We start from the raw sequence: 12518 nt of genomic DNA, 5'->3' as shown, positions 1-12518 counted from the left end.
AGCGCAGCCTTCGATTGTCAGCTTCAAGCGTTGGCGCGATCCAGCAGGTACTGAGTCAGCAGTGGCACAGGGCGGCCGCTGGCGCCCTTGTCCTTGCCGCCGCTGACCCATGCGGTACCGGCGATGTCCAGGTGCGCCCAGTGGAAGGCCTTGGCAAAGCGCGACAGGAAGCAGCCGGCAGTGATGGCGCCGGCCTTAGGGCCGCCGATGTTGGCCATGTCGGCAAACGGGCTGTCCAGTTGTTCCTGGTACTCGTCGAACAACGGCAGCTGCCAGGCGCGATCGTCGGCTTGCTTGCCGGCTTCCAGTAGCTGGCCGATCAGTTCGTCGTTGTTGCCCATCAGGCCCGAGGTGTGAGCACCCAGTGCAACCATGCAGGCGCCGGTCAGGGTGGCGATGTCGATCACGGCCTGGGGTTTGAAACGTTCGGCGTAGGTCAGGGCATCGCACAGCACCAGACGGCCTTCGGCGTCGGTATTGAGGATTTCCACGGTTTGCCCGCTCATGGTGGTCACGATGTCGCCCGGACGCGCCGCGCCGCCGCTTGGCATGTTTTCGGCGCAGGCCAGAATGCACACCAGGTTGATCGGCAGTTTCAGCTCGAGCACGGCGCGCAGGGTGCCGAACACGCTGGCAGCACCGCCCATGTCGTACTTCATTTCATCCATGCCGGCACCCGGCTTGAGGCTGATGCCGCCGGTGTCGAAGGTGATGCCCTTGCCGACCAGTACAAACGGCTTCTCGGATTTCTTGCCGCCCGAGTAGTTCATCACGATCAGGCGTGGCGGCTGGTCGCTGCCCTGGCCGACGGCGTAGAACGCGCCCATGCCCAGGTCCTTGATTTTTTTCTCGTCAAGGATCTCTACTTTCAGGCCTTTGTGTTCCTTGCCCAGCTCTTTGGCCTGTTCGGCCAGGAAAGTCGGGTGGCAGATGTTGGGCGGCAGGTTGCCCAGATCGCGGGTGAACGCCATGCCGCTGGCAATGGCCTGGGCGTGGGTCACGCCACGCTGAACTTCAGCCTGTGCAGCCTTGATGGTCAGCAGGGTGATTTTTTTCAGGGCGCGGGGTTCTGCTTTCTGGCTTTTGAAACGGTCGAAGCTGTATTCGCCGTCGGCCAGGGTTTCTGCCAGCAGGCGGGTTTTGCCGTAGCTGTCGCGACCCTTGACCACCAGTTCGTCGAGCGCCAGCACGGCATCACTGCCGCCCAGGCCTTTGAGTACGTTAAGTGCGGTGCTGATGATTTTGCGGAACGGACGGTCGCCCAGTTCTTCATCCTTGCCGGTGCCCAGCAACAAAACGCGTTCGGCTTTCAGGTTCGCCAGGCTGTGTAGCAGCAGGCTCTGGCCGGTTTTGCCGGTGATGTCGCCACGCTTGAGTACGGCGCTGATGGCGCCGCCGGTGAGTTCGTCAATGGCCTTGGCGGTGTGGTCGAGCTTGCGGCCTTCACCGATGGCGACCACGAGAGTGGCCGTTTTCAACGTTTCTGGGCTGACGCTTTTTACAACCAGTTCCATGTCCGGGTCCCTGAATCAAATGGTCAACGTGCGCACAAACGGCAGTGTTTGCTTGCCTGATAAATGAGGCGCCTCACCTGTGATCCAGGCGGGCGTCAAGGCAGGCAGTTTGAACCCCGTCAGTCGGGCCTGACAACCCTCGCTTGCGCGCATATTGCAGCTTTGAATACTTGGGTGAGCAAGCGCAGTGACAGGCGGGGTCATTCACAGGATAATGCGCAATCTTTTTCAATGGCCCGGCTCATCCATTTGAGCCTGTGTCGACTGGTTATGTCGCTTGTTTGGCCGCCTTAGCCTGACGACCCTGGAGTGTCTGGTTTGATCGTCTTCCGTTATCTGTCCCGCGAAGTCCTGCTTACATTGAGCGCTGTCAGCGCTGTGCTGCTGGTCATCATCATGAGCGGTCGTTTCATCAAATACCTGGCCCAGGCTGCATCCGGGGCTATGGATCCGAGCTCGTTGTTCTTGATCATGGGCTTTCGTCTTCCGGGCTTTATGCAGCTGATTCTGCCTTTGGGGCTGTTTCTGGGCATTTTGCTGGCATACGGGCGCATGTATCTCGAAAGCGAGATGACCGTGCTGTCGGCCACCGGTATGAGTCAGCAGCGCTTGCTGGGCATTACCATGGTGCCGGCTGTCATCGTCGCCCTGATTGTGGCCTGGTTGAGCCTGAGCCTGGCCCCGCAAGGCGCCAATCAGTTTCAGCTGCTGCTGAACAAGCAAGATGCGCTGACCGAATTCGACACGCTGGAGCCGGGCCGCTTTCAGGCATTGAATGACGGTTCGCGGGTCACTTATACCGAACAGTTGACCAATGACCGGACCCACCTGAACGGGGTGTTCATTACGCAGAAGCCCGCGGCTCAGAACGGCAAGGATCGTGGCATTACCGTGCTGGTGGCAGAGAAGGGGCGTCAGGAAGTGCGTGCCGACGGCAGTCGCTGGCTGATTCTGGATAACGGTTACCGTTATGACGGTAACCCGGGGCAGGCCGACTACCGTGCCATTCAGTACGACACCTATGGTGTGTTGCTGCCCAAGCCTGATGTCAGCGATGAAGTGACCGACCGCGATGCGATGCCGACCATGGATCTTGTCGGTAACCCGGATATTCGTGCGCAAGCCGAACTGCAATGGCGTTTTTCCATGCCGCTGCTGGTCTTTATCGTGACGCTGATCGCGGTTCCGCTGTCTCGCGTTAATCCGCGTCAGGGGCGCTTCCTCAAGCTGTTACCAGCCATTCTTCTTTATATGGCGTATGTGACCGCTTTGATTCTGGTCCGCGGTGCTCTGGAAAAAGGCAAGATTTCACCGGCGCTCGGTTTGTGGTGGGTGCATGGCCTGTTCCTGATCATTGGCCTGTTGTTGTTTTACTGGGAGCCTTTGCGCTTGAAACTGGCGAATCGCCGTAGCGTGAAGGAGATGGCCCGTGGTTAAGCTCGATCGCTATATTGGTAAAAGTGTGTTCCTGGCGATCCTGGCGGTAACCGGGATCATTCTGGGGCTGGCGTCGCTGTTCGCGTTTATCGATGAGGTAAAGAGCGTCTCCGATACCTACACGATCATGGACGTTTTCAGTTTTGTCATGCTGACAGCGCCGCGCCGCATGTATGAAATGTTGCCGATAGCGGCGCTGATCGGCTGCCTGATTGGTCTGGGCAGTCTTGCGAGCAACAGCGAACTGACGATCATGCGTGCGGCCGGTGTGTCCACCGGGCGTATTGTCTGGGCGGTCATGAAGCCAATGCTGGTACTGGTGCTGGCCGGCATCCTGATTGGCGAGTATGTCGCCCCGGCAACTGAAACCGTTGCCCAGGCCAACCGTGCACTGGCCCAAGGTGGCGGTGACGCACAAAGCTCCAAGCATGGTCTGTGGCATCGCCAGGGTGATGAGTTCATCCATATCAACGCTGTTCAACCAAACGGCATGCTGTTGGGCGTAACCCGCTATCGGTTTGATAAAGAACGTCATCTGCTGTCGGCGAGTTTCGCCAAGAAGGCCCAGTTCGACCAGGATCAATGGCTGTTGAGCGATATTGCAACCACGGTTTTCCATGAGCGCAGCACTGAAGTCATCAAGGTGCCTGAAGAGCGTTGGGATGTTTCGTTGAGTCCGCAGTTGCTCAATACCGTGGTCATGGCTCCGGATGCGCTGTCCATCAGCGGCCTGTGGAATTATATCCACTACCTGAAAGATCAAGGTCTGAACAACGGCCGTTACTGGTTGGCATTTTGGGTGAAAGTGCTGCAGCCACTGGTTACGGCGGCGCTGGTATTGATGGCCATCTCCTTTATTTTCGGGCCGTTGCGTTCCGTCACCCTGGGGCAGCGCGTGTTTACCGGTGTGTTGGTGGGCTTTGCTTTCAAAATCGCGCAAGACTTGCTGGGGCCGGCCAGTCTGGTGTTTGGCTTCTCACCGCTGTTTGCGGTACTGCTGCCGGCCGGTATTTGTGCGCTGGCCGGTATCTGGCTGTTGCGCCGGGCACGTTGATGAACTGCTCTTGATGCAATCAGAAGCCTCTATCACGCGATAGGGGCTTTTTTGTGCGGGGCTATTGGCCTGCGGACGTGACGCTTGGCGCGCGGATCAGGTACAATTCCCGGCTATTTTTCGGCGGGCAGTCTGCCTGCGACTTTTTTTGAGTGTTGACCCGTGAGTGATTTGAGTCATATCCGCAATTTCTCCATCATCGCCCACATTGACCATGGCAAGTCGACGCTGGCCGATCGTTTTATTCAGATGTGCGGCGGCCTCGCCGAGCGCGAAATGGAAGCCCAGGTTCTGGACTCCATGGACCTCGAGCGCGAGCGCGGGATCACCATCAAAGCCCACAGCGTCACCCTGTATTACACGGCCAAAGACGGCAAAACCTATCAGCTGAACTTCATTGATACCCCGGGCCACGTTGACTTCACCTACGAAGTCAGCCGGTCTCTGGCGGCGTGTGAAGGTGCGTTGCTGGTGGTCGATGCCGGGCAGGGCGTAGAAGCCCAGTCCGTAGCCAACTGCTACACCGCCATCGAGCAGGGCCTTGAGGTTATGCCGGTCTTGAACAAGATCGACTTGCCCCAGGCCGATCCTGATCGCGTCAGGGATGAAATCGAAAAAATCATTGGTATCGATGCCACTGATGCCGTGACATGCAGCGCCAAAACCGGCCTGGGCGTCGACGAAGTGCTTGAGCGCCTGGTGCAGACCATTCCTGCGCCGACCGGCAACTACGAAGATCCGCTGCAAGCGTTGATCATCGACTCCTGGTTCGACAACTACCTGGGCGTTGTGTCCCTGGTTCGCGTGCGCCACGGCCGCGTGAAAAAGGGCGACAAGATCCTGGTCAAGTCCACCGGCAAGGTGCATCTGGTCGACAGCGTGGGTGTGTTCAACCCCAAGCACACCGCGACCACTGATCTGAAAGCCGGTGAAGTAGGCTTCATCATCGCCGGTATCAAGGACATTCACGGTGCGCCAGTGGGCGACACCCTGACCTTGAGCTCCACCCCGGATGTTGACGTACTGCCAGGTTTCAAGCGGATTCAGCCGCAGGTCTACGCGGGCTTGTTCCCGGTCAGCTCTGACGACTTCGAAGACTTCCGTGAGGCCCTGCAAAAGCTCACGCTGAACGACTCGTCGCTGCAGTACACCCCGGAAAGCTCCGACGCCCTGGGCTTCGGCTTCCGTTGCGGGTTCCTCGGCATGCTGCACATGGAGATCATCCAGGAGCGCCTTGAGCGCGAATACGACCTGGACCTGATCACCACGGCGCCTACCGTAATTTTTGAGCTGCTGCTCAAGACCGGTGAAACCATTTATGTGGATAACCCGTCCAAGCTGCCGGACGTGTCCTCCATTGAAGACATTCGCGAACCTATCGTTCGTGCCAATATCCTTGTGCCTCAAGAGCACCTGGGTAACGTCATTACCCTGTGCATTGAAAAGCGCGGCGTTCAGCATGACATGCTGTTCCTCGGCTCCCAGGTGCAAGTGACTTACGATTTGCCGATGAACGAAGTGGTTCTGGACTTCTTCGACCGTCTCAAATCCACCAGTCGCGGCTATGCTTCGCTCGACTACCATTTTGACCGTTATCAATCGGCCAACCTGGTCAAGCTTGATGTCTTGATCAACGGCGAGAAGGTTGACGCACTGGCTCTGATCGTTCACCGCGACAACGCTCACTACAAAGGGCGTGCGCTGACCGAGAAGATGAAAGAGCTGATTCCGCGTCAGATGTTCGATGTGGCAATTCAGGCTGCCATTGGTGGCCAAATCATTGCGCGCTCGTCTGTTAAAGCGCTCAGAAAAAACGTACTGGCCAAATGCTACGGTGGTGACGTTAGCCGTAAGCGCAAGCTGTTGGAAAAGCAGAAAGCCGGTAAAAAACGCATGAAGCAAGTGGGTAACGTGGAAATTCCACAAGAAGCCTTCCTTGCAGTGCTCAGGTTGGATAGCTAGGTCCTATGTCACTAAATTTCCCGCTGTTGCTGGTCATTGCTGTTGCCGTGTGCGGTTTGCTGGCGCTGCTCGATTTGGTCTTCCTGGCACCTCGCCGGCGCAAGGCCATTGCCAACTATCAAGCCAGTGTTACACCGGCTGATACGCAGGTAATCGAAAAGCTCAACAAGGAACCGTTGCTGGTTGAATACGGCAAATCGTTCTTCCCTGTGTTGTTCATCGTGCTGGTATTGCGTTCGTTTCTGGTTGAGCCGTTCCAGATTCCGTCCGGCTCGATGAAGCCAACCCTGGATGTGGGCGATTTCATCTTGGTGAACAAATTTTCCTACGGGATCCGCTTGCCGGTTCTCGATACGAAAATCATCGAGGTGGGTGATCCGAAGCGGGGCGATGTGATGGTGTTTCGCTACCCTAGCGATCCGACGGTCAACTACATCAAGCGTGTAGTCGGCCTGCCGGGCGACAAGATTCGCTACACCAGCGACAAGCATTTGTACGTCAACGATCAACTGGTTGCCGAGCAACTGGTGGGAACGGAGCCGGGCACCCTGGGCAGCGCGGAGCTCTACAAAGAGAAGCTGGGCGAAGTCGAGCACATGATCCGCAAGGAAATGAGCCGTTATCGCGCGCCGCCTGACAAGGAGTGGACGGTTCCGGCCGGTCACTACTTCATGATGGGTGACAACCGCGACAACTCGAACGACAGCCGTTATTGGGATGATCCGAACATTCCCAAAGACGAACTGGGCATGGTTCCCGACAAGAATATCGTCGGCAAGGCCTTCGCTGTCTGGATGAGCTGGCCGGAACCCAAGACAAGCAACCTGCCGAACTTCTCGCGGGTTGGGTTGATCAAGTAGCCAAGACGGCGCTGTTAATAACAGCGCCGAATGCTTTTCAGGCGTCCGAATAAATTCGGAGGTCAGCGGTTCTTAAGGTCGTCATGCCGCTTCAGGCATGCCGGCCAACAGTATTCAGGATGTGGATTTGAACAAAGCGTTAAGTGTGACGGCGGCGAACAGCCTGTTCCCTGTCCATTTGCTATGCGATAAACGAGCATCACTGATCCCTAATATCGGTCCGGTGGTGACATTCGGCCACGAACTCAGCGTGGGTAAATCGTGAGTTTTTCTTTAGAGCGTTTAGAGCGTCAGCTCGGCTATACCTTCAAAGACCAGGAGCTGATGATTCTGGCCCTGACACACCGCAGTTTCGCGGGGCGCAATAACGAGCGTCTCGAGTTTCTGGGGGATGCCATTCTTAATTTTGTAGCCGGCGAAGCGCTGTTTGACCGCTTTCCGCTGGCTCGGGAAGGCCAGCTGTCGCGCTTGCGTGCCCGCCTGGTAAAAGGTGAAACCCTGGCCGTCCTGGCCCGTGGTTTTGAACTGGGCGAGTATCTGCGCCTGGGCTCGGGTGAGCTCAAGAGCGGTGGTTTTCGCCGTGAGTCGATTCTGGCCGATGCCCTCGAAGCGCTGATTGGCGCCATTTACCTGGATGCGGGCATGGATGCCGCCCGTGACCGCGTACTGGCCTGGCTTGCCAGCGAGTTCGAGACCCTGACCCTGGTCGACACCAACAAAGATCCAAAGACCCGCCTGCAAGAGTTCTTGCAGTCACGTGCCTGTGATCTGCCACGTTACGAAGTGGTAGATATCCAGGGCGAACCGCATTGCCGCACATTCTTCGTTGAGTGCGAAATTGCCCTATTGAATGAAAAAAGCCGGGGTCAGGGTGTGAGCCGTCGTATTGCCGAACAGGTAGCGGCCGCCGCAGCACTGATAGCCCTTGGCGTGGAGAATGGCCATGACTGATTCAACTGCAACACGCTGTGGCTATGTCGCCATTGTTGGTCGACCAAACGTGGGTAAATCCACACTGCTGAACCATATTCTGGGTCAAAAGCTGGCGATCACTTCGCGCAAGCCACAGACCACCCGCCACAACATGCTGGGGATCAAGACCGAAGGCAACGTGCAAGCGGTCTATGTCGATACCCCGGGCATGCACAAAGGTGGCGAGAAAGCCCTGAACCGCTACATGAACAAAACTGCATCGGCTGCGTTGAAAGACGTTGATGTGGTGATTTTTGTCGTTGATCGCACCAAGTGGACCGACGAAGACCAGATGGTCCTCGAGCGTGTCCAGTACGTGACCGGTCCTTTGATCGTGGCCCTGAACAAGACCGATCGCATTGAAGACAAAGCCGAGATGATGCCGCATCTGAGCTGGCTGCAGGAACAACTGCCGAACGCCCAGATCATTCCGATCTCCGCTCAGCATGGTCACAACCTTGAAGCCCTTGAGCGTGTGATTGCCGATCATCTGCCGGAGAACGAGCACTTCTTCCCGGAAGACCAGATCACTGACCGCAGCAGCCGCTTCCTGGCCGCAGAGCTGGTACGTGAGAAAATCATGCGCCAGATGGGTGCCGAACTGCCGTACCAGATCACTGTCGAGATCGAAGAGTTCAAGCAGCAGGGCAAAACCCTGCACATCCACGCATTGATTCTGGTTGAGCGTGATGGCCAGAAGAAAATCATCATTGGCGACAAGGGCGAGCGTATCAAGCGCATCGGTACCGAAGCGCGCAAGGATATGGAACTGCTGTTCGACTCCAAAGTCATGCTTAACCTGTGGGTGAAAGTGAAAGGCGGCTGGTCCGACGACGAACGCGCCCTGCGTTCCCTGGGCTACGGCGACCTGTAACAGGCTGTAATCTGCGGCGCGACAATCGCTGGCAAGCCAGCTCCCACAAGGTCAGTTCAAGACTTGTGTGGGTTGGCAGCTCAGCTTTCACAAGGTCAGTTCAAGACTTGTGTGGGTTGGCAGCTCAGCTTTCACAAGGTCAGTTCAAGACTTGTGTGGGTTGGCAGCTCAGCTCCCACAAGATCAGTTCAAGACTTGTGGGCTGGCAGGTCAGCTTTCACAAGGTCAGTTCAAGACTTGTGTGGGTTGGCAGCTCACCTCCCACAAGACCGGTTCAAGACTTGTGTGGGTTGGCAGGTCAGCTCCCACAAGATCAGTTCAAGACTTGTGTGGGTTGGCAGCTCAGCTCCCACTAGATAGGTTCAAGACTTGTGTGGGCTGGCAGGTCAGCTCCAAAAGGTCAGTTCAAGACTTGTGTGGGTTGGCCGTTCAGCTCCCACAAGGTCAGTTCAAGACTTGTGTGGGTTGGCAGCTCAGCTCCCACAAGGTCAGTTCAAGACTTGTGTGGGTTGGCAGCTCAGCTTTCACAAGGTCAGTTCAAGACTTGTGTGGGTTGGCAGCTCAGCTCCCACTAGATAGGTTCAAGACTTGTGTGGGCTGGCAGGTCAGCTTTCACAAGGTCAGTTCAAGACTTGTGTGGGTTGGCAGGTCAGCTCCCACAAGACCGGTTCAAGACCTGTGGGAGCTGGCTTGCCAGCGATGGCTCCCTGGAAGTCGTCCAGGGTTTTCAGGATTAAAACTCTCCATGTCCAGCAAAACCCCCATCCCGCAACTCGCTTACGTCCTGCACAGTCGCCCCTATCGTGAAACCAGTGCCCTGGTGGATTTCCTCACGCCTCAAGGCCGGCTGCGGGCGGTGCTGCGCAGTGCGCGCGGAAAGGCCGGGACTCTGGCGCGGCCCTTTGTCCCGCTGGAGATCGAGTTTCGTGGGCGTGGCGAGCTGAAAAACGTCGGACGCATGGAAAGCGCCGGTATTTCAACCTGGCTCAATGGCGAAGCGCTGTTCAGCGGTCTCTACCTTAATGAGCTGCTGATTCGCCTGTTACCTGCTGAAGATCCGCATCCCTCTATCTTTGATCATTACGCGGCGACCTTGTTGGCGCTGGCTGAAGGCCGGCCGCTGGAGCCTTTGCTGCGGGCCTTTGAATGGCGTTTGCTGGATGACCTGGGCTACGGCTTCTCATTGTCGCTCGATATCCATGGCGAGCCGGTGCAGGCAGACGGCCTGTATCGGTTGCAGGTGGATGCCGGGCTGGAGAGGGTATGGCTGCAGCAGCCCGGGCTGTTCCATGGCGAGCAATTGCACGCCATGGCTGAGGCTGACTGGAGTGCACCGGGGGCATTGCTGGCAGCCAAGCGCCTGATGCGCCAGGCATTGGCGGTGCATCTGGCAGGCAAGCCGCTGGCCAGTCGTGAGTTGTTTCGCAAGACCTGAATAGACCGGTATGCTGTGCGCCGAATCTTCAACTCTTCAGGAGAGCCCTCGTGACTACCAGTAACCGCATTCTTCTCGGCGTGAATATCGACCACGTAGCCACGCTGCGCCAGGCGCGCGGCACCCGTTACCCTGATCCGGTCAAGGCTGCCCTGGACGCAGAAGAGGCGGGCGCTGACGGCATCACCGTGCACTTGCGCGAAGACCGCCGGCACATCCAGGAGCGTGATGTACTGCTGCTCAAGGATGTACTGCAAACGCGCATGAACTTCGAAATGGGCGTCACCGAAGAAATGATGGTATTTGCCGAGCGCATTCGCCCGGCCCATGTCTGTCTGGTGCCCGAGACCCGTCAGGAGCTGACTACCGAAGGTGGTCTGGACGTTGCCGGGCAAGAAGCGCGGATCAAGGCTGCCGTCGAGCGCCTGGCGAAAATCGGTTGTGAAGTCTCGTTGTTTATCGATGCCGATGAGCGGCAGATTGCGGCTTCAAAACGCGTCGGTGCCCCTGCTGTCGAGTTGCACACCGGGCGTTATGCCGATGCGCAAACCCCGACCGAAGTGGCCGAAGAGTTGCAGCGGGTGGCTGATGGCGTGGCATTTGGCCTGGCGCAAGGGCTGATCGTTAATGCCGGTCATGGCCTGCACTACCACAACGTTGAAGCGGTGGCGGCGATCAAGGGCATCAATGAGCTGAACATTGGCCATGCCTTGGTGGCACATGCTCTGTTCGTTGGCTTCAAGTCGGCAGTGGCCGAGATGAAGGCACTGATTCTGGCGGCGGCAAAGGCTTAAACCCGGTCACGGCTCGACGGGTATTGGCGGTGCTGGCTTAAAGCTGCGGCTCTTCTTTAGGCTTGGTCTTGTTGATACCCGGTATGTGCAGCTTGCCGTCAGCGGTCTGGTCGCCCTCAAGCTGTGGCTGTGTGGCCCATGTCAGGATGTCGTAGTAACGACGGATGTTGGCCACAAAGTGCACGGGCTCGCCGCCCCGGGCGTAGCCATAGCGGGTTTTGCTGTACCACTGCTTCTGCGCAAGGCGAGGCAGCATTTTTTTCACGTCCAGCCACTTGTTCGGGTTCAGGCCTTCTTTCTTGGCCAGCTTTCTCGCGTCATCCAGGTGACCGCCGCCAACGTTGTAGGCCGCCAGTGCAAACCAGGTGCGATCGGGCTCTTCGATATCGTCGTCCAGTTCGCTCTTGATCAGTGCCAGGTACTTGGCACCGCCCATGATGCTTTGCTGCGCGTCCAGGCGGTTGGACACGCCCATGGCTTGTGCAGTGTTCTGGGTCAGCATCATCAGGCCGCGAACGCCGGTTTTGGAGGTGACGGTGGGCTGCCACAAGGATTCCTGGTAGCCCATGGCTGCCAGCAGGCGCCAGTCGACCTGTTCCTTTTTGGCCGCATCCTTGAAGAATTTTTCGTATTTGGGCAGGCGCTGCTGCAGGTGCTGGGCGAAGGTATAGGCGCCGACGTAACCCAGTACGTCGACGTGGCCGTAGTAACGGTCCTTCAAGCGTTGCAGGGTGCCGTTCTTTTCGACCTTGTCCAGGTAGGCGTTGATCTCGTTGAGCAGGCTGTTGTCTTCACCGGCCATGACCGCCCAGCGCTGGCTGCGGGCATCACCCAGGTCAAAGGCCACGCGAACGTTGGGGAAGTACACCTGGTTCATTGCCACTTCGTTGGAGTCGACCAGGGTCAGGTCTATCTGTCCTTCATCGACCATGCGCAACAGGTCGACGACCTCGACAGCGTCGGACTCTTCGTATTCGATTCCTGGATATTGCTTCTTGAGTTCGGCAAGTTGCTCGGCGTGGGAGCTGCCTTTAAGCACCATGATGCGTTTGCCCACCAGATCGGCGGCATTGGTGGGGCGCGACTGACCGTTGCGGTAGATGATCTGGGGCGTGACTTCAAGGTACGGGTGAGAGAATTTGGCTTGCTGCAGGCGTTTCTCGCTGCTGACCAGACCGGCAGCAGCTAAAGCGGGACCGTCAGGTTTACCCAGCTGTATGAAGATGTCGTCCAGGTTGTCGGCTGTTTCGATCTTCAGTTCGACGCCCAGATCGTCGGCAAAGCGCTTCACCAGCTCGTATTCGAAGCCGGTTTCGCCGTTGCGATCTTCGAAGTAGGTGGCCGGGCTGTTACGGGTGATCACCCGCAGTACCCCATCCTCCTTTACGCGCTCAAGGGTACTGGGTTTTTCAACGCAGGCACCGAGCATCAGGAAGAGTCCGGTTACGAGTAGCCATCTGGCTCCACGCTGGCGGAATGCAGTTAGAGAAAACATTCGCGCAGTATACGCAAAGCAGCACGGGTGCCATATCTCGACAATTTACGGTCATTCTGATAAAAGCTGCCAAAAACGACAAAACCCTTATGGAATGGGGTGTCGGGGGCTGTTTAAAGAT

The 12518-nt window shown here is 57.4% G+C and carries 10 protein-coding genes; 8 read left to right on the top strand and 2 right to left on the bottom strand.

The genetic code is table 11. From position 1 onward, the window contains the following. Positions 1 to 23: 23 nt before the first annotated feature. Positions 24 to 1514 (bottom strand): leucyl aminopeptidase, encoded by a 1491-nt coding sequence (locus tag B195_RS18155; RefSeq protein WP_003440147.1) that lies wholly within the window; start codon positions 1512 to 1514, stop codon positions 24 to 26. Between the two features lie 318 nt (positions 1515 to 1832). On the opposite strand from B195_RS18155, the gene lptF reads away from it, so the two are divergent. The 8 genes from lptF (at position 1833) to pdxJ (ending at position 10902) form a co-directional block, all read left to right on the top strand. Continuing rightward, the gene (gene lptF, locus B195_RS18150) at positions 1833 to 2951 is read left to right on the top strand and encodes an LPS export ABC transporter permease LptF (RefSeq protein ID WP_003440150.1); all 1119 of its coding nucleotides are present in this window, start codon (positions 1833 to 1835) and stop codon (positions 2949 to 2951) included. Continuing rightward, entirely contained in the window at positions 2944 to 4005 is a 1062-nt protein-coding gene (lptG, locus tag B195_RS18145) for an LPS export ABC transporter permease LptG (RefSeq protein ID WP_003440153.1), read from the top strand. Before lptF ends, lptG begins: the two co-directional genes overlap by 8 nt. 162 nt (positions 4006 to 4167) lie before the next feature. After that, on the top strand, positions 4168 to 5967 hold the full coding sequence (gene lepA, locus B195_RS18140; RefSeq protein WP_029612404.1) for a translation elongation factor 4: 1800 nt from the start codon (positions 4168 to 4170) through the stop codon (positions 5965 to 5967). A 5-nt stretch (positions 5968 to 5972) separates the two neighbouring features. After that, positions 5973 to 6827 carry a signal peptidase I gene (gene lepB, locus B195_RS18135; protein WP_003440159.1) on the top strand — a complete coding sequence of 285 codons (855 nt, stop codon included), beginning with the start codon at positions 5973 to 5975 and terminating at the stop codon, positions 6825 to 6827. A gap of 261 nt (positions 6828 to 7088) precedes the next feature. Then, positions 7089 to 7778, top strand: a complete 690-nt coding sequence (gene rnc, locus B195_RS18130; protein WP_003440162.1) for a ribonuclease III — start codon at positions 7089 to 7091, stop codon at positions 7776 to 7778. Further along, positions 7771 to 8673, top strand: a complete 903-nt coding sequence (era, locus tag B195_RS18125; protein WP_003440165.1) for a GTPase Era — start codon at positions 7771 to 7773, stop codon at positions 8671 to 8673. The genes rnc and era overlap by 8 nt, the downstream gene beginning before the upstream one ends. Positions 8674 to 9418: 745 nt before the next feature. After that, positions 9419 to 10108 (top strand): DNA repair protein RecO, encoded by a 690-nt coding sequence (gene recO / locus B195_RS18120; protein ID WP_003440198.1) that lies wholly within the window; start codon positions 9419 to 9421, stop codon positions 10106 to 10108. Between the two features lie 50 nt (positions 10109 to 10158). Then, positions 10159 to 10902 (top strand): pyridoxine 5'-phosphate synthase, encoded by a 744-nt coding sequence (pdxJ, locus tag B195_RS18115; RefSeq protein ID WP_003440201.1) that lies wholly within the window; start codon positions 10159 to 10161, stop codon positions 10900 to 10902. Positions 10903 to 10939: 37 nt separating this feature from the next. Here the strand turns inward: pdxJ and mltF are convergent, their stop codons facing one another. Further along, on the bottom strand, positions 10940 to 12397 hold the full coding sequence (gene mltF / locus B195_RS18110) for a membrane-bound lytic murein transglycosylase MltF (protein WP_003440204.1): 1458 nt from the start codon (positions 12395 to 12397) through the stop codon (positions 10940 to 10942). Positions 12398 to 12518 lie beyond the last annotated feature (121 nt).

Source organism: Pseudomonas sp. Lz4W (genome assembly GCF_000346225.2).
GTDB classification, from domain to species: Bacteria; Pseudomonadota; Gammaproteobacteria; order Pseudomonadales; family Pseudomonadaceae; genus Aquipseudomonas; species Aquipseudomonas paraversuta.
The sequence above is the reverse complement of the archived record's forward strand: the minus strand, read 5'-3'. Positions and strand labels throughout refer to the sequence as shown.